The sequence below is a fragment of the Glutamicibacter sp. JL.03c genome (assembly GCF_025854375.1).
Taxonomy (GTDB): Bacteria; Actinomycetota; Actinomycetes; order Actinomycetales; family Micrococcaceae; genus Glutamicibacter.
In genome coordinates, this window is record NZ_CP107575.1 from 408,784 (window position 1) to 433,312 (window position 24,529).

The following is a 24,529-nucleotide window of genomic DNA, read 5'->3' on the forward strand; positions in this document are numbered from 1 at the left end:
CGTCCTTAAAGATTAAAAATGGTGGTGGTGCTAGCCGGCGTCCTTGCCGGCTAGCACCATCGACCCGTGAAGGGTCTAATGGAATTGGCCTTCTTCGGTGGATCCCACCAGGGCCAGAGTGGAGGCGTTCGGGTTCAGCGCCGTGGAGATCGCGTCGAAGTAGCCGGTGCCGACTTCGCGCTGGTGCTTGGTGGCGGTGTAGCCGGCGGCCTCTGAAGCGAATTCGCGTTCCTGCAATTCGACGTAGGCGCTCATGCCATCCTTCGCGTAGCCGGCGGCCAGGTCGAACATCGAGTGGTTCAACGCGTGGAAGCCGGCCAGCGTGATGAACTGGAAGCTGAAGCCCATGGCACCGAGTTCGCGCTGGAACTTGGAGATCGTGGCATCGTCCAGGTGCTTCTTCCAGTTGAAGGACGGTGAGCAGTTGTAGGACAGCATCTGGTCCGGAAAGTCCTTCTTGACCGCTTCGGCGAACTTGCGGGCCAGTTCCAGGTCAGGGGTGCCGGTCTCCATCCAGATCAGGTCCGAATACGGGGCGTAGGCCTTGGCTCGGGCGATGCACGGTTCGATGCCGTTGGTGACCTTGTAGAAGCCTTCGGGGGTGCGCTCGCCGGTGATGAACTGCTGGTCGCGTTCGTCGACATCCGAGGTGATCAGGGTTGCCGCTTCGGCGTCGGTGCGGGCGATGACCACCGAGGGTGTGCCAGCCACGTCGGCGGCCAGGCGGGCCGCGTTCAGGGTGCGGATATGTTGTTGAGTTGGGATCAGCACCTTGCCGCCGAGGTGGCCGCACTTCTTTTCGCTGGCCAGCTGGTCTTCCCAGTGGACGCCCGAGGCGCCGGCCGCAATCATGGATTTCATCAGCTCGTACGCGTTCAGCGGGCCGCCAAAGCCGGCTTCTGCGTCAGCGACGATCGGGACCATCCAGTCTTCGACGCTCTGGATGCCTTCGGAGAATTCGATCTGGTCGGCACGCTGCAGCGCGTTGTTGATGCGGCGCACTACCTGGGGGACCGAGTTGGCTGGGTAGAGCGACTGGTCCGGGTAGGTCTGGCCCGAGAGGTTGGCATCTGCCGCAACCTGCCAGCCGGAGAGGTAGATGGCCCGCAGCCCGGCCTTGACCTGCTGTACTGCCTGGTTGCCGGTCAGTGCGCCCAGGGCGTTGGTGTAGCCGCCGGTCGGGGTTTCTTCGGTGAGCTGCTTCCACAGCTTCTGCGAACCGCGCTTGGCCAGGGTGTGTTCTTCCTGAACTCGGCCCTGCAGCTTCACGACGTCGGCGGCAGTGTAATCGCGAGTGACCCCGTTCCAGCGGGGGTTGTTGTCCCAGTCGGTCTCGATGGCTGCGATGCGGTTGTCGATCGAGGTTTCGTTGGTGTTCTCGGTAGTCATTGCCTTGGCTCCTTCGCGCAAGTTCCGGGTTCATATTGATCGCTAGGTGATCGTGTGAACTTCTTCGTGGGAACTACTTTTCCTCAAGCGCAAGAGCCGAAATAGAGGTTTTTCGGATTAAGATCTTCACTTCTTCTCGAAAGTGAAAGATTTGTGATTCTTGGGCTGAAAGTGAGCCAAAGCGCTAAAAATTGACGTGGGCGAGCAAAATCGCAGAGAAGAATTGTGAAAATTTAGCAGTGCCCCCACGGTTGCGGGCGAGCGAGCGCGATCGAAGTCGCCAGAAGGGCAGTGTGCTGCCCTGATTTGATATGGGAATTAACCGATTGAAAGCAGATTTGGGCGGCGACAAGGCAGGGCAGCAAGGGTCAGAAGCGTGAAGCGCTAAGCAGCAAGACCTATAGATGCCCTCAGGCGACGGGTGAGCGGAAAAGAGTCTTTGAGCGTGCGAGTGGGGTGCAGGAAACAAGAAACTGACTCGAAAATTCTTCGTTTCTTGATTTCGGGGGCCGGCGGCGTGTTGATGCCTCGGGCTGGCTACACCAGGTCGAGGGAAACGACAGCCATGACGCCGCGACCGGAAATGCGCGGTTCCCGGGCATCCGAACCGGTGACGGTATCGCGCAGGTTCACGGGCTGCTGGTCTTCACCGAGGAGCAAGGTTGCCGAACCTTGCAGCAGGATGCTGAGCTGGCCATCAAAGAGGTACTGCTCGCGCTTCTTGGACAGCTCAACAATGCGCACCGTGGGGCGGACCCTCTGCGGATCTGCGGCAACATGTACGGTGAGCAATTCTTCGGTGGGCTGGCTGGCCTCGACCGGAGCGTCGGTGGTGAACTTCAGCGGACGCAGAGGTTCCAGGCCGTGCTGCTCGCCGTCGACGGTGAGCTCGACAAAATCGCCGGCCACCAAGGTCATTACCTGGGCAGGGAGCAAGGAGGAGAAGGATGCTGCCTTCTCAATAGAGCGAACGGATACCTGCCAAGTTGCTTCGGCTTCGGAGCTACGCTGCAAGGTCCCGTTATCGGCCAGGGTTCCTACGGCAATGAGCCGGACCTGTCCCAGTTCCCACTGCTTCTTGGTGCTCTTGGATAGCTGGAGAATGGACTCGGGTGCAAAAGTAGCCTGTGCTTCGCTCATGATTCGAGTCTACTTGCCAGCGATCATGCGCAACTGATCCACCAGTTGCGTTGTGTGCACCGATGCATCGAGTACCAGCCAACCATGCAGCTTCGCTAGGCGAAGATATTCAGCTCGTGCTGACTGCAGGTACTCCAACGGTTCCTCATCTTCTGCTCTTGCATTGATGCGTTCGAAAGCAAGCTGGGGGTCAACATCGAGAAGAATGACGGTTGTGTTTTCGGTGAATTTGCGTGCGAGCCACGGCAGCAGCATGCCTGGCTTATGGCCTCGGACGTGGCGAAGAACCAGCTGGCAATACAGGTGGCGATCCATCACCGTCAGGCCAGGAGATTGCGCTGCGGCCAAGGAATTCCGAGCGACATTAAAGATCCGCAGGGTCGTCTCGACCCGTTCCTGAAGGAAGCGCGGGATGCGGATTCCAGACTTCAAAGAGAAGTTATTGAGCCAGCGCCGCCCAGCGGCGTTGGCGAGGCGGCGTGCCGGGATCCGCTCGTTATTCAATTCCTGCACCAAGGTGGCGATGGCCGTGCTTTTGCCTGCCCCGTCGATACCCATGACAACAAAGGTCCTCGGGGGATCGTGGGCGGAGTTCTTCGCGGAGAGGACTTTTTCTGCGATGGCGGTCATGCTGCTCCTTGGAGTGGCTGTTGCCTAGTTCAACGAGCAGCAGGCATGCATGATTCCGCATGCCTGCTGTGCATTCGGTATGAATGGCGCAAACCCGACACGAATAGAAGAACTGAAAATATTTCACTCGCCGAGGTGCTCGATGTCGGGGTAAAACAACTTTTATGGTCGGTTTCTGGAAAAGTTCCTGGTTCTTCACATAGTCTGGATATGTGATTGCAACCACATGGAACCGCGCGACGAAGCCCGAAAATGGCAATAGCTCCGGGGAAACCCCGGAGATGGATGCCATTGCCCTGGGACGAAGGATTCGTTTCCTGCGCAAAAGCAAGCAGATGACACTCGACGATATTTCGGCCTTGGTCGACACCGCGCCGAGCCAGCTTTCCTTGATTGAAAACGGCAAGCGGGAGCCGAAGCTGTCCCTGCTCAAAGCGTTGGCGGGCGCCTTCGAAGTAGGCGTGGATGACCTGCTGGGCAACGAACCGCCCTCGCGCAGAGCAGCCCTGGAAATTGAATTGGAGCGCGCCCAGCGTGGCCCGCTCTACGCGTCGTTGGGACTGCCGACCGTACGCGTGGGCACCCGCCTTCCGATGGACGTGCTCGAGTCCTTGGTAGGACTGCAGCACGAACTCGAACGCCGGTTGAACGAACAGGCGGCCACTCCTGAAGAAGCCCGCCGGGCCAATACCGCCCTGCGCCACGAGATGCGGGGCCGCAATAACTACTACAAAGAGATCGAGCAGGAAGCCTCCAAGGTCCTTTCGGCCGTCGGCCACGATTCCGGGCCGCTGTCCCATCACCGTGCCGCGGATATCGCGGAGCATCTCGGCTTCAGTTTGCGCTTCGTCGGAAACCTGCCGCATTCCACGCGCTCGGTGACCGACCTGAAAAATATGCGCATCTACCTGACGCAGGCCAACCGGACCGAGCATGACCCTCGGTCGGTGCTGCTGCAGGCCTTGGGGCATCACGTGCTTGGACATAAGCCACCGACCGATTACTCGGATTTCCTCTCCCAGCGCGTAGCAACAAACTATTTTGCTGCGGCGCTGATGATGCCGGAGAAATCGACCGTCGAATATCTGAGCCGGGCCAAGGACAACCGGGAGCTGGCCATCGAAGACCTGCGTGATGCCTTCGCCGTGTCCTATGAAACGGCGGCGCACCGCTTCACCAATCTGGCCACCGAACATTTGGGAATGACGTGCCACTTCCAGAAAGTGCATGAGTCGGGCATTTTGCATAAGGCGTATGAAAATGACCGGGTGAATTTCCCGGCGGATCACACCGGAGCCATCGAAGGGCAGACGATCTGCCGCTATTGGACCAGCCGCGTCGTCTTTGAGCAGATGGATAAATTCCGATCATTTGAGCAGTACACCGATACAGTCAACGGCACCTACTGGTGCACGGCCCGCACCGAACGGCACTCTTCAGGACTGTACTCGCTGTCCATCGGCGTTCCCTTTGAGCACGTGAAATGGTTCCGCGGTCGCGATACCAAGGAACGGTGCCAGTCCACCTGCCCGGATGAAAACTGCTGCCGTCGTCCGCCTGCGGACCTATCGGATCAGTGGTTTGGCAACGCCTGGCCAGCAACCCGCGCCAATACGCATCTGTTGGCTGCCATGCCTACCGGTGCCTTCCCTGGCGTAGATGAAACCGAGGTTTATAGCTTCTTGCAACGCCAGGAAGGCTGAGGCTGTCAAGTCATCCCAGATGTTCACGGGGTGTGGCTGGAACTAGCGCTGGGAACAATGCTTGGCGATGAAACTCGCGGTAGCCTCAGCCAGCCATGCACCGTCTTGCACCACAGTCCGTTGGGAACGGGCCACCTTGAAGGAATGGTTGCCGCCTTCAAACCAGACAAGTTCTGATGACCCGTTGAGCTTCGCCACGACAGCTTCCATCTTTTCGGGGTTTGCGAAGGGATCTTTGGTGCCTTCCAAAAACAGCATGGGAATGGTCAACGGGTAGAGGTGCTCATCGCGGAGCTTGTCTTCCTTCTTGGGCGCGTGCAGCGGGTAGCCCAGAAAGATCAGCGCCTGGGCAGGCATTCCATCGGCGATGGCCAGCGATGCCATTCGTCCGCCAAAAGACTTCCCGGCAACAACGACGGGCAGGCCGTCGGCCAGGTGTTCTTCGGCCCAAGCGCGAACCTGGTGCCAGACCGCAATCGCCGTGGGTGTCTTGTCCGGGAATTTCTTGCCTGCGTCCATGTAAGGAAAATTGAAGCTCAGGACGCTGATCCCGAGATCCGCGACAGCATGAGCATAGCCGGTCATGAAGTCATTATCTTTGCCTGCGCCGGAACCGTGGGCCAGGATCATCATCGCGGTCGCTTGCTCTGCAGGTGACCACAGGGCGCTGAGCCCAGAATCATTAAACGGAATCGACAGTTCTTGCGTCATGGATTCAAGCCTAATCGGTGAGCAAGGCGAACTAGGAGCAGGTTAATTGAACCGTGCAAAGACCCTCACGGGGCCATGCTCGAAATCAGATCCCTCGGTCAGTCCCATTGATTCATAGAATGCCCGTTGGCCCGGTTCGTCATCGGTAATGAGCACGAACTGGCGCAGGTGCTCTAATCGTTTCTGGACAGCTGAGAACAGTTCTCGTCCTGCTCCAGTGCGCTGGGCTTGCGGGTGGACGAGGATGTCCTGGAGGTAGCAAATGGTCGCGTCATCAGATATCGCACGGGCCAATCCAATGAGCTGGTGATCATCGTCGTAGGCATAAACTAGGAAATCCGAGTTGGCGTGCGCTCTGGCCAAAACGTCAGGTTGGTCCCTATAGGCGCTCCAGCCAACCGAATCGTAGAGGGCGATGATCTGTTCATGGGTGGGGACTTGTGTCGTGGATATTTCCATTGTCCGATTGCTCCCTGCATGTCCATGATTTTGCTTCAGGCTAACATCGCTGGGCCATAACGCTTGCGGAGCGTCGTAATTTGCTTGGACTAATTCATACCCGGGTCGGAGGCTTTGCAACCGGCATCCTGAAAGACTGAACGGATGAATCTGATCCCGCTGTCGCCAGCGCACACTCCTGCAACATCTCTTGAAAGAACCCTCTGAGATGAACGAGGCGGTTGTTGAGAGCGAAGGGATCCTTGAACTGCAAGACAACAAGATGAGCCGGAAGCAGCTGGCTTGGGGAATCTTGCTTCTTGCTGTCGCGGCGATTTTCGGTCTGGGTGCTGGCTGGCTGTGGGCGTTGTTGGAGCAGCTATGGCCAGCTGGACGAGTGGTCTTTTTCATCGTCGCGGGAGAGTCACTGGTTTTCTGCGGATTCCTGATCAGCGGTCTTGCAGCTGCTGCAGGCCTGCTGTGCCTTGTGCCCAAGATGATCACCCGGATCGGGCGAAAAACCACTCGCGTCTTGGTGCGGATTATTGTGCACCTGTTCATCACTGCGGCTTCGTTGGCCTGGCTCGGATTTTGGCTGATCTCAGGGCTGAATGCACTCATGTCCGACTACCACAAGGTCAACGCGGAGACCGGCGAGAGCGTTGTAGTTTCCAAACCGGGTTTCGACCCTGCAAGCTTTGTTGTGTACACCCCGAAATCGCCATTCGTCTATCAAGAGGTCTACGGGATCAGCAGCGAAGCGGAGTCCGGTCATTTTGTCTCGGGCCATTGCACACTTGAAAAGCAGAACACTGAACTGGTTCTCACCTGCGGTGAAGACGTGACGAAATTCCCCGCCCCGGAAAGCTGAGGGGCGGCTGGAGCTGTTCGGGCGTGAAAAAGGGGCTTGATCCACCGAAGCAAAAGCTTCCGTGGATCAAGCCCCCGGCTGCAAATCCGACCTAGTTATCGAAGAAGCTTGGCACCTGCTCGTTCTGCGCTGGCGGGGTTGGCGCGTCAACCTTCTTGCGCACTACCAGCTTGTCTTCGGCGTAGTCCACCACGACGGTGTCACCGGCAGACAGGGAATCGTCGATCAGCAGATCGGCAATGGAATCCTGCACCTTGCGCTGGACCAGACGGCGCAGCGGGCGGGCGCCGAACTCCGGGTCGTAGCCCTCGGTAGCCAGCCAATCCACGGCAGCCGCGCTGACTTCCAGATCCAGTTCCTGGTCTGCCAAATGCTTCTGCGTATCGGCGATGACCAGCTTGACGATCTGGCCGATCTCCGACTGCGAAAGCTTGGAGAAGAGCAGCACCTCATCCAGGCGGTTCAGGAACTCGGGGCGCATGAACTCGCGCACCTTGCTCATCACCTTGGCGCGGATCTCGCCAGCCTCGCTGGTGGCCTTGGCCGAGGTGAAACCGAAGTTCCCGGCCTTGTTGGCCAGGTACTCTCCACCGAGGTTGCTGGTCATGAGGATCAGCGTGTTCGAGAAGTCCACGGTGCGGCCGGCCGAGTCGGTCAAGCGTCCGTCATCCAGTACCTGCAGCAGCACGTTGAACACGTCCGGGTGGGCCTTTTCGATCTCATCAAGAAGGATCACCGAGTACGGGTTGCGGCGGACCTTCTCGGTCAACTGGCCCGGCTCGTCGTGGCCGACGTATCCCGGAGGGGCACCGATCAGGCGGGCAACGGTGTGCTTCTCGCCGTATTCGCTCATATCGACGCGCACCAGCGAGTCGGCCGAACCGAACAGGTTGGTCGCCAGGGCCTTGGCCAGCTCGGTCTTGCCGACACCGGTTGGGCCCAGGAAGAGGAAAGAACCGATGGGCCGGCCCGCAGGGGACAGGCCGGTGCGATTGCGTCGCACCGCGCGAGCCACTGCGGACACGGCATCCTTCTGGCCGATCACCGAAGCGTGCAAGGACTCTTCGAGGGTTGCCAGCCGGGACTTGTCGTCTCCGGTGATCCGGGAGGTCGGAATGCCGGTCGAGCGGGAGATGACCTCAGAGATCTGGGCTTCATCCACCACACGGGTGATTCCTGCGTCCCCGGCTTCCTCGGCAGCGTTGATCCGTGCGGTCAGCTCGGCGATGTGGTCGCGCCATGCGCTGGCGTCCTCGAAGCGTTCCTGGCCGATGGCGCGGGACTTCTCGCGTTCGGCCTCCACCAGATCGGCGCGCAAGGACTGCACGTCCTCGGTATCGCCGGCGGCGATGGAGCGCCGGGCACCAGCGATGTCGATCAGGTCAATGGCCTTGTCAGGCAGCTGGCGGTCGGTGAGGTACCGCGCCGATAGCGCCACCGCGGCCTTGAGCGCTGCCGGGGTGTACTGCACTTGGTGGTGGTCCTCGTAGGATTCGCGCAGGCCCTCCAAGATGGCCAAGCTGACTTCCTGGGATGGCTCATCCACCATGACCTTGCCGAAGCGCCGGGCCAAGGCGCTGTCCTTCTCCACCTTGCGGAATTCATCCAGCGTCGTAGCACCGATCAGGTGCAGCTCGCCGCGGGCCAAGCGGGGCTTGAGGATGTTGGCGGCATCCATATTTCCGGACTCGCCGGAACCGGCGCCAACCAGCAGGTGCATCTCGTCGATGAACACCAGCACTTGGCCCTCGGAGTCGGCGATTTCTTCGAGCAGGCCGGTCAAGCGCTGTTCGAAGTCACCGCGGTAGCGGGTGCCGGCCAACATGCCAGGCAGGTCGATGGAGATCAGCTGGGAACCGCGGATTTGTTCCGGGACCTGGCCATCGACGATGGCTCGTGCCAGTCCTTCGGCGATCGCGGTCTTGCCCACGCCGGCCTCGCCAATCAGCACCGGGTTGTTCTTGGTGCGACGGGCCAGGATCTCAACTACCTGATCCAGCTCATCGTCGCGGCCGATCACCGGATCGATCTGACCGTCAGCTGCCAGCGCGGTCAGGTCGGTTCCGTAGCGTTCGAGCATGGAGGCATTGGAATCGTCCTGCTCCTGGTCCTGTCCGCCATTCTGGGCGCGCTGGGCCTGTTCCATGGCGGCCTGCTGCAGGGACTGGCCGGTGATTCCATGCTGTGCCAGCAGGTGGCTGACGGGGGATTCCGGGTTGAAGACAAAGGCCAGGAACAGGTGGTCCGGGTCTATGTAGGTCGACCCGTAGTTGCGTGCCACCTGATAAGCGTCAAAGAGGCTGCGTTGCGCGGCGGAGGATAGCCGTGTTGGCTTTTCCCCCTGGTCCTGGCTCTTGGGCATATGTGCGATGGCGTCTTTGCTGAGCGCATCGATGTCGATGCCCATGGCGGTGAGGTGCTCGCCGATGGGTTCTGTGCGGATCAGCGCGGCGAGCAGGTGCAGCGAGTCGATCTCGTCGTGACCGTGCTCGTGCGAGATCGCTGCTGCGGTTGCTACAGCCTCGTGGGTACGCGTAGAAAGCAGGCGGGTGATGTCGATGGGACGAGCTGCCTGGGCGCGCGAAGAGAGGAAACGGGAGAGGAATTCCTCAAACGAGCCGTCTGATGGTGCACCAAAAAATGCTGGCAAGTGAGCCTCCTAGTAGAAACTTGAGCGGTCTATGCTCATGTTCAACGTCTGAGGCTCCAAGATATTCCCGAGGCGTTCAAGATTTCTTTCGAGCGTTCGAGCTCACACAGGGCAGAAGCAGTTATTAGTCCTTGGGGATTTCGACGATTCCCATGCGCGCGGCCGCCACAAGTGCCTGTACGCGGTCGCGGACATCCAGCTTGGCGAAAATCTTGGCCATGTGCGTCTTCACCGTGGTTTCGGTGATTCCCAAGGTTTTAGAGATTTCAGTGTTATTTAATCCCTGAGCAAGGAGTTTTAGAATCTGAATTTCTCTATTGGTAATGCCGAGGTCATAAATGAGATCTTCAACAGCTTGAGTATTGTCGATATAGGCTTCGCGCACTGCAGAAATCAGGTCGGAGGAAACCGATGGAGAAATAGCGGCGGTGCCTTGGTGGACTGCGTGCACGGCATTAATGATTTCGCCTGGTTCGGAATCTTTAACAAGGTACCCGCTGGCGCCAGCGGTGAGGACGGGAACTAAATACTCATCCGAGGAAAATGCCGTAATTGCAAGGACTGCGGGGCTGTCTTTGCGGGATTTAATGGCGCGCGTAGCGCTAACTCCATCCATGATTGGCATCTGCAAATCCATCAGAACAACGTCGATCTCATTCTCGGAACAATAGTCGACTGCCTGCTTGCCATTTTCTGCAGAAAATACGGTTACAATTCCTTGATCTGTTGCTAGTATTGTCCCCAACGCATGCCGAATGAGGGGTTCATCATCGACGATTAGGACCTTGATCTGTTCCATTTTTTCCTTTGGGCCGATGCTGCAGATCACTAAACGGACTGCTCACTTGTAAGTATATAAGTTGACGAGATGTGGGGTTTGTTATGAAGGGTTTGAAAATGCTGGCCGTTGCCGCATTGGCATTAGCACCATTAACGGCTGTGGCTGCTCCCGCATCTGCGGCGCAGAGCCAGCAGATCAGTGGCGGTTCCGTTGCGACACCTGCTGGCGTGGGAGAAGATTTCGGCAAGTGGCTTTGCGCCCGCTACGGCGTTGCATGCCCGTAAGCTGACCTATTTGACTTGATTGGCATTGCCGTGAATTATTCGGCATATGAGTGAACGACTAAAAGGCACCCTGACCAAGCACCTTGCTGGTCGGGGTGTCATTATTTGGGCTGGCATTGTGGTGCTAGTGCTGGTTTCCAGCAGTGAGTTCGTAACTATCCTTCAGAAGGGTCTGCGCGGTTCCTCAGACGTTTCTATTAGAGGTGCCTTGATCGGTGTTGCGCTATGCGTGATCCTAGCGGTCGGTTTTCGCTGGCTAGCAGCCTCACTGGGCCTGTTCATCGCCGTCGCGTATTTCTACCTGACATCGGGTGAGATGTTCTTCTGGACGGCGGTCTCGTTCATGATTTTTGCTGCCTTGGCGGCAACTGCCTCGACCCGAAGTGTTCGTGGTCTGTTTCTTACCTTGTCGGTTGCCTGGATGGTGCAGTTCGGGATCCAGGCTCAAAAAGATGCTGTACTGCTGGTGGCATTGGCGCCGCTGACTGCGCTGTCCTACTTTGTGACGCGCAATATCTATTCCCTAAGGGAGAAGAACGCTCACGCAGTCGAGCAGATGCAGCGAGCGCAGGAGCAAACGCGAACGGCGATCGATAGAGAGCGCAAGAATATCGCACGGGACCTCCATGACATCGTCGCCCACGACATCACGATCGTCGCAATGCAATCAAAGGCAGCGAAGTTTTCCAACGACGGCCAAGTGGCGTTGGACGCCTTGGAAGTCATTTCAAAGTTGAGTTCTGAAACCCTGCATGACCTGCGCCTGATGCTCAATGTTCTGCGTGCCGATGGAACGATGTCTGATGAAGCAACCCCTGGCATCGATAATCCGGCCGCAACGACTGTATACGCACTTCAGGGAGCGGAACTATTTGCTGAACGTCTTAAGGATGCAAACTTTTCCGTGACCTCAACCACGGATGAGAAGATTTCTGAGATGCCTCGTTCAGCGCAGACTGCGATCTATCGAGTGATGCAAGAAGGGACAACGAATGTCATCAAACACGGGGCGCCTGGAGGTTCTTGCACCTTGAAGTTGGCGTTGCACGGAACCGAAGCCGTATTAGAAATTACTAATCAGATCGATGTTTCGGTGAAAAATGCAACGGGGCTTCCGGAAGGTGGAAGCGGACTGATTGGTATGTCGGACCGCATGCGTGCTTTTGGTGGAAAATTCTCGACGAGTTCCGAAAACGGGTTTTGGACCCTGCGCGCCAGTATCCCGTTCTAGGTCCTACCCTCCTACTAAAGTATGATTTCGGATTTCCCGTGAACGCGATAGGTTAGACATGTATCGGTGAAGACCGATCACCAGAAAGGTACTTGGTGGTGTTTTGCGAGTGGCACCATGGAAGACCTTAAGGGTGATTAAAAGGTACGTTGCATTGTGTGAACGGACTGATCTTTCATCGGCGGAGGCGCCCCCATCGCCCGTCGTTGTCTGTCAGCAGTGCAGCGTACCTTTTATAACTTAATCGCCGGCAGAACCTCCGGCGCCGATATGCAGATGTTCTTGGAATGCGATGGCACCGGAGAATCTCCGGTGCCATCGCATTTCTTGTACGCCCAGCATGGGCATTTACTTGGAGGTGAAAGTCCTCTGGCCGAGAAGGTGGTTTAAGGCTTAGCTGAAGGCAACTGCGTCACCGCGAGGTGGGGTGGGAAGGAAGCCGGAGGCAAACCTCTGCACTGAGGAACACGAATCACATATAAGGCATGTTTGTCGGGGTAAGCCAGCAAGAGATGGTGAAGCCCGCTCCATCAAAACGGCAGGTGTGTAAATGTGGCAGGCGCAGGGTGAAAGTGAATGTTCTTATCTGGGGAGGTCTGTCCCAGTGCACCACCAGTCCTTGGACGGGTGGGGCGGTTCTGGTCGTGAGGTCAGATACTGATGGGGCAGAAGTCAGCAGAGGTCATAGTACCTGCCTGGGAATCGCGTCGGGTGAGGAACCCGATCGTTTGCCCGAGACCCGTTGTGGTTGATGAGGGAGGCAGGGAAGGGCTGAACGCTGGGAATTGATGGACTGAAGCATGAGTTCTCGTGCTCACGCGATCATCGCAGAAAACCCACGGACGTGGTGGGGCAGAGGGAGGATGGTACCGGTGAATCCGGGAGAGTATTTTCTTGCGCGTAGCGTTGAACCGGTGGCTGATGGGGAAGACATCAGGGATCAACAAGTCGATCTGTGGGAGCAGGTGTTCTCGCGAGGGAACTTGTTGGTTGCATTGAAACGTGTTGAGCGGAATAAGGGTTCTGCCGGTGTTGACGGCCTTGAAGCGCATGAGTTGCGCGCATGGTGCCATGAGCATTGGATGGAGACTCGGAAGGCGCTTGATGCTGGAACGTATGCGCCGTTGCCGGTGCGTCAGGTGATGATTCCGAAGCCTGACGCTGGGGAACGGATGCTGGGTGTTCCGTCCGTGTTGGATCGGTTGATTCAACAGGCTCTCGCGCAAGTCTTGTCCCCGATTTTCGATGAGGGGTTCGTGCCGGTCTCCTACGGGTTCCGGCCGGGCAAAAGCGCCCACGACGCTGCTTCGATGGCTCGTGAGGCCATCGAGCAGGGGTATCGGTGGGTTGTGGAGGTTGATCTTGATGCGTTCTTTGATCGGGTGAACCATGACGTGCTGATGTCCAGGGTTGCGCGGAAGGTGAAAGACAAGCGAGTTCTGAAGCTTGTTCGCAAGTATTTGACGGCTGGGATCATGGCGCAGGGTGTTCGCCGGGAAACGGTGGAGGGAACCCCGCAGGGGTCTCCTTTGTCGCCGTTGCTCTCGAATATCATGTTGGATGATTTTGATCAGGAGTTCTGGTCGAGGGATCACCGTTTCGTGCGGTATGCCGATGACATCAGAATTTTTGTGAAGTCGAAACGGGCAGCTCAACGGGTGCTGGATCAGGCGACGAAAGTCCTTGAACAGCGTTTGAAGTTGAGGGTCAATCGGCAGAAATCAGTGATCAATCCGGCGAGTGTAGCTACGTTGCTGGGTTTTGGTTTCTACTTCGTCAAAGGGTCGAAAGTCAGGATCAAGGTTGCTCCGAAGGCGTTCAAACGCATGAAGCAACGGATCCGAGATCTGACTTCTCGGCGGTGGAGTGTGTCGATGGACTACCGTATCGAGCAGTTGAATCGTTTTGTTCGGGGTTGGATGGGCTACTTCCGGTTGTCTGTGACGCCGGGGAAGTTCTCTGATCTTGATGAATGGTTCAGGCGCCGTTTACGTCAGATCCGCTGGAAGGAGTGGAAGCTTCCTCGTACTCGGGTGGCGAATCTTCGCCGTCTGGGGATTGTTAAGGATAAGGCTTATCAGTGGGGGAACAGCTCGCGTGCCTTTTGGCGCGTGGCGAAGTCCCCGATTCTTCACCGTGCCTTGCCGACTTCCTATTGGGAGGAGTTGGGTGTGGTGTTCTTTCGCCGGGCTTGGGAGCGTTTTCAGTGACCTAGCGAACCGCCGGATGCGGGCCCGCATGTCCTGGTGGTGTGAGAGGTGGGGGCTAGACACCCCCACCTACTCGATGTACGCCCAGCATGGGCATTTACTTGGAGGTGAAAGTCCTCTGGCCGAGAAGGTGGTTTAAGGCTTAGCTGAAGGCAACTGCGTCACCGCGAGGTGGGGTGGGAAGGAAGCCGGAGGCAAACCTCTGCACTGAGGAACACGAATCACATATAAGGCATGTTTGTCGGGGTAAGCCAGCAAGAGATGGTGAAGCCCGCTCCATCAAAACGGCAGGTGTGTAAATGTGGCAGGCGCAGGGTGAAAGTGAATGTTCTTATCTGGGGAGGTCTGTCCCAGTGCACCACCAGTCCTTGGACGGGTGGGGCGGTTCTGGTCGTGAGGTCAGATACTGATGGGGCAGAAGTCAGCAGAGGTCATAGTACCTGCCTGGGAATCGCGTCGGGTGAGGAACCCGATCGTTTGCCCGAGACCCGTTGTGGTTGATGAGGGAGGCAGGGAAGGGCTGAACGCTGGGAATTGATGGACTGAAGCATGAGTTCTCGTGCTCACGCGATCATCGCAGAAAACCCACGGACGTGGTGGGGCAGAGGGAGGATGGTACCGGTGAATCCGGGAGAGTATTTTCTTGCGCGTAGCGTTGAACCGGTGGCTGATGGGGAAGACATCAGGGATCAACAAGTCGATCTGTGGGAGCAGGTGTTCTCGCGAGGGAACTTGTTGGTTGCATTGAAACGTGTTGAGCGGAATAAGGGTTCTGCCGGTGTTGACGGCCTTGAAGCGCATGAGTTGCGCGCATGGTGCCATGAGCATTGGATGGAGACTCGGAAGGCGCTTGATGCTGGAACGTATGCGCCGTTGCCGGTGCGTCAGGTGATGATTCCGAAGCCTGACGCTGGGGAACGGATGCTGGGTGTTCCGTCCGTGTTGGATCGGTTGATTCAACAGGCTCTCGCGCAAGTCTTGTCCCCGATTTTCGATGAGGGGTTCGTGCCGGTCTCCTACGGGTTCCGGCCGGGCAAAAGCGCCCACGACGCTGCTTCGATGGCTCGTGAGGCCATCGAGCAGGGGTATCGGTGGGTTGTGGAGGTTGATCTTGATGCGTTCTTTGATCGGGTGAACCATGACGTGCTGATGTCCAGGGTTGCGCGGAAGGTGAAAGACAAGCGAGTTCTGAAGCTTGTTCGCAAGTATTTGACGGCTGGGATCATGGCGCAGGGTGTTCGCCGGGAAACGGTGGAGGGAACCCCGCAGGGGTCTCCTTTGTCGCCGTTGCTCTCGAATATCATGTTGGATGATTTTGATCAGGAGTTCTGGTCGAGGGATCACCGTTTCGTGCGGTATGCCGATGACATCAGAATTTTTGTGAAGTCGAAACGGGCAGCTCAACGGGTGCTGGATCAGGCGACGAAAGTCCTTGAACAGCGTTTGAAGTTGAGGGTCAATCGGCAGAAATCAGTGATCAATCCGGCGAGTGTAGCTACGTTGCTGGGTTTTGGTTTCTACTTCGTCAAAGGGTCGAAAGTCAGGATCAAGGTTGCTCCGAAGGCGTTCAAACGCATGAAGCAACGGATCCGAGATCTGACTTCTCGGCGGTGGAGTGTGTCGATGGACTACCGTATCGAGCAGTTGAATCGTTTTGTTCGGGGTTGGATGGGCTACTTCCGGTTGTCTGTGACGCCGGGGAAGTTCTCTGATCTTGATGAATGGTTCAGGCGCCGTTTACGTCAGATCCGCTGGAAGGAGTGGAAGCTTCCTCGTACTCGGGTGGCGAATCTTCGCCGTCTGGGGATTGTTAAGGATAAGGCTTATCAGTGGGGGAACAGCTCGCGTGCCTTTTGGCGCGTGGCGAAGTCCCCGATTCTTCACCGTGCCTTGCCGACTTCCTATTGGGAGGAGTTGGGTGTGGTGTTCTTTCGCCGGGCTTGGGAGCGTTTTCAGTGACCTAGCGAACCGCCGGATGCGGGCCCGCATGTCCTGGTGGTGTGAGAGGTGGGGGCTAGACACCCCCACCTACTCGATGGATCTAGAAGGTCCTAGATCTCCGAGGTGGCGGAATTGCTGTCCCGTTTCAGTACATGTTCCGAAACCTTGCCCAGCGCGCGTTCCAAGGAGGAGCGAAGAACAACGGGGACGGTGATTTGGTCGTCGATTTCCACCAGCCCCTCGCGTTCAAAGGTCCGCAGGAGGGTTTCAACCTGCGGAACGACCTCTTCGAGGCTCGGGATCAAATGGTGCTGCTCTTCGGGCAGATCCTCCTTCGTGGGAATCTGCAGGGCGAATTCAGTGCGTGGTGGAGTCGACGAGGCGGCACTGCTTAAGACGCCGGCCACCATCTCAGCAATCTGAGCCTGGCCTGGCTTCTCCAAAGTGTTGATCAGGATGTGCGAGTACAGCACCTCCGCAATCAGCTCCTTGACCACACGCGCACCGGCTCCGCTGGACGCCAGCAGCGCCTCGCTGAGCGATTCGGTCGGCGTGGCGTTAGGCGATTGGTAGGTCAACATCGCGGTGCCGATCAGAGCATCCCAGTAGGCCGAGAGCCGCGGGATATCGGCCAGCGAAGGAACTGCGGTTCCATCTTCCGGCTCCCAGGAAACATCCTCGGGGACTTCGGCAGTCACATCGACCTTGATGAACAAGCCCAACGCTTGGGCTGCGTCCTGCAAGGTTTCCCCGGTCAGCACGCCGGCCGGGGTGGTTGGCTTGCCTTCGCCGACCCACTGGATCAACTCGCGTGCCGCGAAAACGAAGCGCATGGATTCGAAGGCGCCATTGGCTTCATCGTCTCCAAGATAAGGCGCGACGATCGGTGAATCGCCAGCCATGCGAGAAAGGAACTCGAATGTCTGTTTGAAGTCCTCGACACTGCCGCCGAAATTGGCGGAGGTTCCCAAGAACGTCAGGTAGTGCTTGAGGATGGCCGCGCTGGTTGCAGCAACTTCCTTGCCCAGCGAGGAGAGGTGGCCTAGCTGCTCGCCGAGAATCGTCGGGTCCAGCGACAGGACGTCAACGCTCTTGCGCAACTGGGCATGAACCGTCAGCAGCGTGGTCAAGCCTTCGAGTGCCGCCCGAGTCTCGCTGGCGGGCTGCCCTTCTTCTTGGAAATGGCGGAAGAGCTGGGACTTGAACGGTTGCAGAGCCTGGCGCACTTCGGTTTCGAACGGTACTGAGCTTGCACCTGTTCGGCGTGCCGGGTGTCCCTGGACTGGTTTCTTCTTGGCTGGTTTGCGTGAGGCCATGTGAGTGGTGGTGTTCCTTTGGGATGGCGGTAAAAAGAGGGATTATTCGCTTCCAATCAGTGTACGCAGAGTGCGCTTCAGAACAGATTCCCGGATATGCCTCATGCCGTCCATGGCGGTTAAAGCTTTCGTATCCCCGGAGAGACTTGCTGGAAATACGGCAAGATCACGAAATTTCCGCAGAAAACACAAGTCACATCGAAGTGTGGCGGCGCTCACCGTTGAATCCCCAGAACCCGTTGAATTTAGCGCTGGATCGCGCGACAGTGAACACATGCGGCCTTGCGTAGTGGGGCCAAAGGAAAGCTAGGAGAGTGGGTCATGGCAGGGGTAGCTGCGCCGGATCATGTTGTTGTTGTCGGTGCGGGGTTCGTGGGCTTGTCTACGGCCTGGTACTTGCAGGAAGCTGGCGTGAAAGTCACTGTTGTGGATCGCGGTGGCGTGGCTTCGGGTTCGTCGTGGGGTAATGCCGGATGGCTGACGCCCGCATTGACCTTGCCCATTGCCGAGCCTGCGATTTTTGCCAACGGCCTGAAGATGATGCTCGATCCGACATCGCCGCTGTATATTCCGTTGAAGGCCGACGCGAAGCTGCTGCGTTTCCTCCTCGGGTTCGCATGGCACTCGATGCCCAAGCGCTGGGAAGCTGCCATGCGCATCTTCTCCGAGATCGGGGTCACCGGGCTCGATGCATTTGACGAGATCGCCCAGCGCACGGCTGCCGGCCCGGGCGTTGCTGAACTGACCAAGCCGGCAAACCCGTTCTTGACCGGATTCACCTCGTTCAAGGATCGCGATGCGCTCCTGCACGAATTCGAGATGATCGAAAAAACCGGTGGCAATGTCGAATACGAGCTGCTGACCGGGGACGAGTTGCGCGGTATTGAACCGACGCTTTCGGATAATGTCGCGGCTGGCGTCGCCATCAAGAACCAGCGCTACATCAACCCGCCGAAATTCATGGCTTCGCTGGCCGAATCCGTCATCGAGCGAGGTGGCGATATCCTCGGCGCCTTTAACGTCACCGATATCCGCGACAACAAGAATTCGGTAACAGTGATCGGTTCCGAAGGCCGGGCTATCACCGCGGATCACGTCGTGCTGGCCACCGGTGCCTGGATGACCGACATAGCCAAGAAGTTCGGCGTTAATGTCGTGGTCCAGGCTGGCCGAGGCTACTCGTTCACCGTCGAGCCCGAGCACATGCCAACGCACCCGATCTATTTCCCGACCCAGCGCGTGGCCTGCACCCCGCTGGGCGACCGTTTCCGGATTGCGGGCACCATGGAGTTCCGGGATGTGAACCACAAGCTGGAGCCAAAGCGCATCGAGGCAATCGTCGCGGCGGCCACCCCGGTGTACAAGGGGATCAACTGGGAGCACCGCAAAGAGGAATGGGTCGGCGGACGGCCATGCACCGCCGATGGGCTGCCGCTGATCGGCCGCACCGGCTCGGAGCGTGTCTCCGTGGGTGGCGGCCACGGCATGTGGGGCGTGGCCCTGGGGCCGCTGACCGGAAAGATCCTGGCTGCGCAAATCAGCGGCCAGGATGCTCCGGTGATCGCCCGGCACTTCAACCCGCTGCGCAAGGGGTTCTAGGCCAAATCACCGAGAACGGCGGCCAGGTGGCGTGCCTGCCACGGCCGCACTCGCGGCGTGGAGCCATCAGGCGTGCCGGGAAGAAATACCAGACAGGATGTCGCGGTAGCCCTCGATGAAACTCGGGTAGTGCAGTTTCAGGCCACTGGCCAGTAGCCGTGAATTGTCCAGCCGCCGGTCGCCGGCACGCCGCATGGACGAACCTGCCTCCTGCCCAGGCAGCCGCATGCCCAGCTCTGCGGCGAGGAATTGGTACACCTCGCCGAGCTGGGCCGGCGTGCTGTCGGTGGCCAGATAGAGTTCGGCGGCCTGGTCGCCAAGGTTGGCCACGTGCACGATGGCGGCTGCCAAGTCATCGCGATGAATCCGATTGGTCCAGTGCGAACCGGCGGGAACCTTGGCAGTTCCGGAGACGACCAGGTCAATGAGCCTGGTGCGCCCCGGGCCATAGATACCCGAGGCCCGCAAGATAGTCACTGGCAGGCCGCTGCCGGCGAGCGCGGCCTCGGTGCGAGCCAAAACCTTAGCGGTATCGCGGGAGGCGTGGACCGGTGCTTGCTCGGTTACCCATTCGCCGTCATCGCCACCCATCACTGCGGTGGAGGAAACATAGATCAGCCGGCGGAGTTTTGGCGCTTGCTCGCGCAGTCGGACGCAGAGTTCCTGGGCGACCTGCAGGTAGCTGCGCTCGTAACCGTCCACATCGCGGGACACCGGCACCGGAGTCAGCACAACGACTTCCGTCGCGGGGTCGATTTGCGGCCAGCCGGCCGGATTCAGCAGGTCTACATCGTGCCCGTCGAACGCTGGGGGAAGCTTGCTGCTGTTGCGGCGCCACCCGGTAACCTCATCTGCTTGGGCGAGGAATCGCAGACCGGCTTCGGTGGCGACATCGCCACAACTGACTAGCAAGACTTCCACTGCGCTCCTTTGTTGTTACTCCGTGTACTTCAAGACTAGAACTTCTGGGCCCCGAGGAAAGTTCCCACACGATGCCGCCATCGGGCCGGGAGCCAGCTGCTGCAGGACGCAGCGGAAGGTATCACCGGGGCACCGTGTGGCTGCCTCGGCCCCACCGGATCTGAACCGGGGCCGTGGCCAGCGGCGAAGGCAAAACGCCCCGGAAATGAACTTGCAGATTGTGCTCTAGGGTTAATAGCAGGCGCAATTGAAGAATCAGCGCAGTCCGGCACCGATGAAGAATGCTGTTCTGTTAAGAATTCAATGTTCGCGCCGACAGAATTCCTCTACTGCCGCCAGGCGCTTGGGTTGCCGGGCCGCCAGATCCACCAATGCTAGGGTGATGATTTATCCGTTCTTCAATCATCAGGCCAGTCAAGCCAACTACAGCCGTCCTCGAAATAGCGATGGTCGTGCTCTTGGTCTGGACGTTGATCGCCATCGAACCTACCGGGTGGGATCTGTCGGTGTACCGCGAAGGGGCGCTGACCTTGCTGCGGGAACCAGAAGACCTGTACGGGCCATTTGTCGGCCCCATCAATGCTCCTGGGTTGCCCTTCACCTACCCGACATTCGCCGCCTTGCTTTTCCTTCCCATGGCGTTCTTCCCCTACTGGGTCTCGGTGACTGTCACCATGGTGGCATCCATTGTGCTGACTTTCTTTGTCGGCAAGGACCTGGCCACGCGCATTGCCCGACGCTGGCCGAAACTAGGACGCTGGGTCACTCCTTTGACGCTGACCTGCCTGATGCTGATTTCCGGTCCATTCCGCGACACCATTTGGTTCGGGCAGATTAATATCCTTATTCTCGGCGCGTGTTATCTGGCGCTGGTGAATTCAAAGTCTTTGACCCCGTTTGTGATTGCGGTCGGGATTTGCGCCGGCATCAAGCTCACGCCTATTGCACTGCTGATTCTTCCGTTGGCCATGCGCAAATGGACGGCGGTCATCATCGGCACCCTGACCTTCCTCGGCACCCAGGTCATCGGGCTGGTCTTCCAATGGCGCAATACATTGGACTACTGGTTCGACGTGGTGCGCGATCCGTCGCGCGTCGGCAATGTGGGGTACATCGACAATATTTCCCTGCAGGGATTCCTCACCCGGCTCGGCGCCGGATCGCTGATCTGGTTTGTCGTGGCGCTCGCCGTGGGCCTGGCCTTCATCGCGCTGCTCTACAAGCTCGATGGCACCGTTGAGCCGGTGGTGCTGCTGGGCATTGCCGCTACCTGCCCGCTGCTGGTTTCACCGGTGAGCTGGTCCCATCACTGGGTGTGGGGTCCGGTCATAGCCTATGCCTGGGCAGTGGTGGCCCTGCGCCTGGAGGTCTGGCCGAGGCGCATCATGCTGGGGGTGCTCGTGCTGTTCAGCATGGAATTGATGATTTCGGCCAAGCGGGCCATTCGTTTCTTCGGTATCCATCCCGATTATGAACTGGCCACGTGGTGGTACATCTGGCCGGCCATCCCGGTGGTGGGCATGGTGCTGTGCCTGGTGTTTGCCTTGGCATCCAAACCACGGGAATTGCTGGGAACCAGCTGATGTGAAGCATCCTGCCAAGCGCTGTACAATTCTTGTATTCGAACATTTGTACTAGCTTGCAGCAGGGAGTGGTGGGCGTGGCTGACGAACAAGAGTTGATGCCTCCGGGCGCCAGCCAGGGGCCGGTGCAAGCCGTTTCGGCCATGGGATTCCCGTCGCCAGCACGCGACTACTTCGACGGCGGCCTGGATCTGAACCGGCTGCTGGTCAGGGACCGTGTATCGACATTCATCATGCGGGTGAGCGGACGTGCCATGCAGTCCGCGGGAATCTACGACGGTGATGAAGTGATCGTCGACCGTTCGCTCTCGGTCCGCGATGGCTCCGTGGTCATCGTGAATCTCAACGGGCAAATGCTGGTACGGCGATGGCATATCGACGGTTCCAAGGTCGGGTTGCTCAGCGACGAATCGCCCCTGCCGGTCTGGCTGACCGAGGGTGATGAAGTCGGGGTCTTCGGGGTCATCACGAGGTGCCTGCATCATGTCCGCTGATCACGTGTCGCTGGTCGACGTGAACAACTTCTACGTATCCTGCGAGCGGGCCTTCGACTACTCGCTGCGCAATCGTCCGGTAGTCGTCCTGTCCAACAATGATGGCTGCGTGGTCGCGCGATCCCAGGAAGCCAAGGACCTGGGCATCCCCACCGGAGAACCATTCTTCAAGATCCAGCGGCTCATGGACAGCCACAACCTGGCCGTGCGCTCGAGCAACTATGAACTCTATGGCGACATGTCCGCCCGCGTCATGGAACTGCTCGGCCGCTACGGCACGTGGCATGAGGTCTACTCCATCGACGAATCGTTCATCGGCTTGGAAGGCAATCTGGAACAGGTGCGCAGCACCGCCGCGCAGATCCGCAAGGCCATCGACAAGACCATCGGTGTGCCGGTCTGCGTGGGAGTGTCCACCACCAAGACGCTGGCCAAGCTGGCCAACCATATTGCCAAGCACAACCCCGGGCTCGGAGGTGTCTGCGTCCAGCAGTTGATGGACCAGCAGGTTCTGGGCAATATCCTGACCCGCGTTCCGGTCACCGACGTTTGGGGAGTGGGACGCAAATCGGGGGCCAAATTGGCCAGCATGGGCATCGAAACCATCGCTGATTTGCGCGACGCTGACCCGTTGCTCATCCGCAAGAAATTCTCCGTGGTGCTACAACGTACCGTCTTCGAACTCAACGGGCAGCGCTGCATCGGGCCGGTGGAAGAACGCGCGGACCGCGGGCAGGTCATGTTCACCCGGTCCTTCTCGACCCCGGTACGGACCCGCGAGGCCATGGAAGAAGTCATGTCCATCTATGCGCAGAAGGCCGCCAGCCGGTTGGCCAGTGAAGGACGATATGCCACGCTCTTGACGGTCACCGCGGGCACCAGCCGATTTGCCCAAGGCGAATCATCCTTCCCCAGCGCTCAGGTGCGGCTGCCCCGGCCGACACGGGACCCTATCCTGCTCAGCAAGCTGGCTATCGCGGCCATGGCTGATCTGATGCAGCCCGGCATGGATTACGTACGCGGGGGAGTGATCCTCTCCGGGCTCAGTGATTCCCCGGGTGAAAAGCAGCTGGATCTTTTTGACCTCGGCGACGAGCACGATGAAAATGAGCAGAAGAATGTCTCCTCGGTAGTGCAGGATATTTCCGCGCGTTTCGGGGCGAAGTCCATCGGCTTGGGACCAGCGGGCATGGCCCAAAGCCCGGCGTGGACCATGAAACGCGAACACATCTCCCAGCGCTACACCACCGAATGGGATGAGCTCTTGGAAGTCCGCGCATAGAACTTTCGGCGTCTTCGCAGATCTGAGTGAGAGGAAGAAATCATGACTACTCATGTCAGAGCGCTCATGTCGTTGGGAATGCTCTCGATGCTGCTGCTCAGCAGCTGCAGTGCGCCCAGTTCACCGACTAATGGCTCAAGTTCGCACAATCCCGCGCCATCAATATCATCCTCGCCCACGAGCAAGGCGACGGGGCCCGAAGGCAACGAGGAGGTAGCGCCTACGCCAACCCAGGAACCGACGCTTCGCCAGCAGGCGGAAAAACTCGTTGGCCAGCTCTCGGTGGAGCAGCAAGCGGCAAGCTTGGTGATGGCAGGCGTCTCGGCACAAGGCGCGGGCAGCGCAGAGCTGAAAGCCATGAAGAAGCGGGGCCTGGGCAACGTGTTTTTGCGAGGCAGGTCGCAGCTCTCGCTCAAGCAGACCGCCGCGGAAGTCGGGGCTATCACCAAGGCCCTGAAATCCAATGTCCCCGACCAGCTGCCGGTCTGGGTGGCTACCGACCAGGAAGGCGGATTCGTGCGGGTCCTGCAGGGCGCCGGATTCACTCAGTTGCCGACCGCCACCAAGCAGGGCCAATGGCCTCAGGACAAGCTGTCCTCGACCATCAAGCAGGTCGGTGAAGAATTGGCCGACGCCGGGATCAACGTGAACCTTGCGCCGGTGGCTGATGTGGTGCCGGCCAAGGTCGGCACCGGCAACGCCCCCATCGGCTACTTCGGGCGGGAATACGCCCACACCGCCGGCGATGTTTCCTCTGCCATAACCACCGTGAACGATGCCTTGAACGACGCCGGGGTGCAGCCGGTGGTCAAGCATTTCCCCGGCTTGGGCAGGGTGGCAAAAAATACAGATACCTCCAGTGGTGTCACTGACACCGTGATCGGCATGGATGCTTCCGACCTTGACCCATTCAAGCAGGCGATCGCCCAGGATAATTCCTGGATCATGATTTCCAACGCCCGCTATGCAGAACTTGATGCCAAGAATGATGCGCCGTTCTCACAGGCGATCATCACCGGACTGCTGCGCGATGAACTGGGCTACGAGGGCGTGGTGATTTCCGATGACCTGTGCGAAGCGCAGCAGGTTGCTTCGGTTCCCGTCGGCCAGCGCGCTGTGAAGTTCGTGGCGGCCGGTGGCACGGTGCCATTGTGCGTTAAGGCCGATCAGGCAATTGCCATGGCCAAGGCGCTGGCGGCCGAAGCCAAGGATGACAAGAAGTTCGCGGCGAAGGTCCGCGAGGCGGCCACAGTGATCCTGGAAGCGAAGCTGGGCTAGGAATCTGGCATCAAAAAGATCCGGGACACTTTCCTACTCGCTAGGAAGTGCCCCGGATCTGGTCTCAGGAAAGCTGG

General features: G+C 58.7%; 19 protein-coding genes. 10 read left to right on the forward strand and 9 right to left on the reverse strand.

All coding sequences use genetic code 11. The annotated features are described in order from the left end of the window. Window positions 1-75 precede the first annotated feature (75 nt). The 3 genes from aceA to OF385_RS01925 form a co-directional block, all read right to left on the reverse strand. Window positions 76-1,389 carry an isocitrate lyase gene (gene aceA / locus OF385_RS01915; protein ID WP_264276733.1) on the reverse strand — a complete coding sequence of 438 codons (1,314 nt, stop codon included), beginning with the start codon at window positions 1,387-1,389 and terminating at the stop codon, window positions 76-78. A gap of 537 nt (window positions 1,390-1,926) precedes the next feature. Continuing rightward, the gene (locus OF385_RS01920) at window positions 1,927-2,529 is read right to left on the reverse strand and encodes a HutD family protein (RefSeq protein WP_264276734.1); all 603 of its coding nucleotides are present in this window, start codon (window positions 2,527-2,529) and stop codon (window positions 1,927-1,929) included. A 9-nt stretch (window positions 2,530-2,538) separates the two neighbouring features. Then, entirely contained in the window at window positions 2,539-3,159 is a 621-nt protein-coding gene (locus OF385_RS01925; RefSeq protein ID WP_264276735.1) for an AAA family ATPase, read from the reverse strand. Window positions 3,160-3,440: 281 nt separating this feature from the next. On the opposite strand from OF385_RS01925, the gene OF385_RS01930 reads away from it, so the two are divergent. Next, the gene (locus tag OF385_RS01930) at window positions 3,441-4,862 is read left to right on the forward strand and encodes a helix-turn-helix transcriptional regulator (protein WP_264277837.1); all 1,422 of its coding nucleotides are present in this window, start codon (window positions 3,441-3,443) and stop codon (window positions 4,860-4,862) included. Between the two features lie 42 nt (window positions 4,863-4,904). Here OF385_RS01930 and OF385_RS01935 read toward each other — a convergent pair whose 3' ends face one another. Both OF385_RS01935 and OF385_RS01940 read right to left on the reverse strand, forming a co-directional pair. Further along, on the reverse strand, window positions 4,905-5,573 hold the full coding sequence (locus tag OF385_RS01935; protein ID WP_264276736.1) for an alpha/beta family hydrolase: 669 nt from the start codon (window positions 5,571-5,573) through the stop codon (window positions 4,905-4,907). A 42-nt stretch (window positions 5,574-5,615) separates the two neighbouring features. Beyond that, window positions 5,616-6,032: a GNAT family N-acetyltransferase gene (locus OF385_RS01940; RefSeq protein ID WP_264276737.1), complete on the reverse strand. Its 417-nt coding sequence runs from the start codon at window positions 6,030-6,032 to the stop codon at window positions 5,616-5,618. Between the two features lie 208 nt (window positions 6,033-6,240). Between OF385_RS01940 and OF385_RS01945 the strand changes: the two genes are divergently transcribed. Next, window positions 6,241-6,882, forward strand: a complete 642-nt coding sequence (locus OF385_RS01945) for a hypothetical protein (protein ID WP_264276738.1) — start codon at window positions 6,241-6,243, stop codon at window positions 6,880-6,882. Window positions 6,883-6,973: 91 nt separating this feature from the next. Here the strand turns inward: OF385_RS01945 and OF385_RS01950 are convergent, their stop codons facing one another. Both OF385_RS01950 and OF385_RS01955 read right to left on the reverse strand, forming a co-directional pair. Further along, a complete protein-coding gene (locus OF385_RS01950; protein WP_264276739.1) occupies window positions 6,974-9,532 on the reverse strand; it encodes an ATP-dependent Clp protease ATP-binding subunit in 2,559 nt (852 codons plus the stop codon). Window positions 9,533-9,656: 124 nt separating this feature from the next. Next, window positions 9,657-10,331, reverse strand: a complete 675-nt coding sequence (locus tag OF385_RS01955) for a response regulator (RefSeq protein ID WP_264276740.1) — start codon at window positions 10,329-10,331, stop codon at window positions 9,657-9,659. Between the two features lie 312 nt (window positions 10,332-10,643). Here OF385_RS01955 and OF385_RS01960 point away from each other — a divergent pair, with 312 nt between their 5' ends. The 3 genes from OF385_RS01960 to ltrA (OF385_RS01970) all read left to right on the forward strand — a co-directional run bounded on the left by OF385_RS01960 (window position 10,644) and on the right by ltrA (OF385_RS01970) (window position 15,997). Next, window positions 10,644-11,828, forward strand: a complete 1,185-nt coding sequence (locus OF385_RS01960) for a sensor histidine kinase (RefSeq protein ID WP_264276741.1) — start codon at window positions 10,644-10,646, stop codon at window positions 11,826-11,828. Between the two features lie 863 nt (window positions 11,829-12,691). After that, the gene (ltrA, locus tag OF385_RS01965; protein WP_264277838.1) at window positions 12,692-14,038 is read left to right on the forward strand and encodes a group II intron reverse transcriptase/maturase; all 1,347 of its coding nucleotides are present in this window, start codon (window positions 12,692-12,694) and stop codon (window positions 14,036-14,038) included. A gap of 612 nt (window positions 14,039-14,650) precedes the next feature. Then, the gene (gene ltrA, locus OF385_RS01970) at window positions 14,651-15,997 is read left to right on the forward strand and encodes a group II intron reverse transcriptase/maturase (RefSeq protein WP_264277838.1); all 1,347 of its coding nucleotides are present in this window, start codon (window positions 14,651-14,653) and stop codon (window positions 15,995-15,997) included. A gap of 92 nt (window positions 15,998-16,089) precedes the next feature. Here ltrA (OF385_RS01970) and OF385_RS01975 read toward each other — a convergent pair whose 3' ends face one another. Continuing rightward, on the reverse strand, window positions 16,090-17,295 hold the full coding sequence (locus OF385_RS01975; protein WP_264276742.1) for a hypothetical protein: 1,206 nt from the start codon (window positions 17,293-17,295) through the stop codon (window positions 16,090-16,092). A 321-nt stretch (window positions 17,296-17,616) separates the two neighbouring features. Between OF385_RS01975 and OF385_RS01980 the strand changes: the two genes are divergently transcribed. Continuing rightward, entirely contained in the window at window positions 17,617-18,894 is a 1,278-nt protein-coding gene (locus OF385_RS01980; RefSeq protein ID WP_264276743.1) for an NAD(P)/FAD-dependent oxidoreductase, read from the forward strand. Between the two features lie 66 nt (window positions 18,895-18,960). On the opposite strand, the gene OF385_RS01985 is transcribed toward OF385_RS01980, so the two are convergent. Beyond that, window positions 18,961-19,815: an NAD-dependent epimerase/dehydratase family protein gene (locus OF385_RS01985; RefSeq protein WP_264276744.1), complete on the reverse strand. Its 855-nt coding sequence runs from the start codon at window positions 19,813-19,815 to the stop codon at window positions 18,961-18,963. A gap of 446 nt (window positions 19,816-20,261) precedes the next feature. Between OF385_RS01985 and OF385_RS01990 the strand changes: the two genes are divergently transcribed. From OF385_RS01990 to OF385_RS02005, 4 genes are all read left to right on the forward strand, one after another. Then, window positions 20,262-21,398 (forward strand): glycosyltransferase 87 family protein, encoded by a 1,137-nt coding sequence (locus tag OF385_RS01990; RefSeq protein ID WP_264276745.1) that lies wholly within the window; start codon window positions 20,262-20,264, stop codon window positions 21,396-21,398. Between the two features lie 77 nt (window positions 21,399-21,475). Beyond that, the gene (locus OF385_RS01995) at window positions 21,476-21,892 is read left to right on the forward strand and encodes a LexA family protein (RefSeq protein WP_264276746.1); all 417 of its coding nucleotides are present in this window, start codon (window positions 21,476-21,478) and stop codon (window positions 21,890-21,892) included. Then, entirely contained in the window at window positions 21,882-23,174 is a 1,293-nt protein-coding gene (locus OF385_RS02000) for a Y-family DNA polymerase (protein WP_264276747.1), read from the forward strand. Before OF385_RS01995 ends, OF385_RS02000 begins: the two co-directional genes overlap by 11 nt. A 42-nt stretch (window positions 23,175-23,216) precedes the next feature. After that, complete coding sequence (locus OF385_RS02005; RefSeq protein WP_264276748.1) at window positions 23,217-24,452, forward strand: glycoside hydrolase family 3 N-terminal domain-containing protein; 1,236 nt, start codon at window positions 23,217-23,219, stop codon at window positions 24,450-24,452. Window positions 24,453-24,529 lie beyond the last annotated feature (77 nt).

Coding starts and splice junctions, on each gene's coding strand:
- OF385_RS01925 (WP_264276735.1), bottom strand. CDS start 3,159: ATGACCGCCATCGCAGAAAAAGTCCTCTCCGCGAAGAACTCCGCCCAC.
- OF385_RS01930 (WP_264277837.1), top strand. CDS start 3,441: ATGGATGCCATTGCCCTGGGACGAAGGATTCGTTTCCTGCGCAAAAGC.
- OF385_RS01975 (WP_264276742.1), bottom strand. CDS start 17,295: ATGGCCTCACGCAAACCAGCCAAGAAGAAACCAGTCCAGGGACACCCG.
- OF385_RS01945 (WP_264276738.1), top strand. CDS start 6,241: ATGAACGAGGCGGTTGTTGAGAGCGAAGGGATCCTTGAACTGCAAGAC.
- OF385_RS01990 (WP_264276745.1), top strand. CDS start 20,262: ATGGTCGTGCTCTTGGTCTGGACGTTGATCGCCATCGAACCTACCGGG.
- OF385_RS01935 (WP_264276736.1), bottom strand. CDS start 5,573: ATGACGCAAGAACTGTCGATTCCGTTTAATGATTCTGGGCTCAGCGCC.
- ltrA (WP_264277838.1), top strand. CDS start 12,692: ATGGTACCGGTGAATCCGGGAGAGTATTTTCTTGCGCGTAGCGTTGAA.
- OF385_RS01955 (WP_264276740.1), bottom strand. CDS start 10,331: ATGGAACAGATCAAGGTCCTAATCGTCGATGATGAACCCCTCATTCGG.
- OF385_RS01940 (WP_264276737.1), bottom strand. CDS start 6,032: ATGGAAATATCCACGACACAAGTCCCCACCCATGAACAGATCATCGCC.
- OF385_RS01960 (WP_264276741.1), top strand. CDS start 10,644: ATGAGTGAACGACTAAAAGGCACCCTGACCAAGCACCTTGCTGGTCGG.
- aceA (WP_264276733.1), bottom strand. CDS start 1,389: ATGACTACCGAGAACACCAACGAAACCTCGATCGACAACCGCATCGCA.
- OF385_RS01980 (WP_264276743.1), top strand. CDS start 17,617: ATGGCAGGGGTAGCTGCGCCGGATCATGTTGTTGTTGTCGGTGCGGGG.
- OF385_RS01920 (WP_264276734.1), bottom strand. CDS start 2,529: ATGAGCGAAGCACAGGCTACTTTTGCACCCGAGTCCATTCTCCAGCTA.
- OF385_RS02000 (WP_264276747.1), top strand. CDS start 21,882: ATGTCCGCTGATCACGTGTCGCTGGTCGACGTGAACAACTTCTACGTA.
- OF385_RS02005 (WP_264276748.1), top strand. CDS start 23,217: ATGACTACTCATGTCAGAGCGCTCATGTCGTTGGGAATGCTCTCGATG.
- ltrA (WP_264277838.1), top strand. CDS start 14,651: ATGGTACCGGTGAATCCGGGAGAGTATTTTCTTGCGCGTAGCGTTGAA.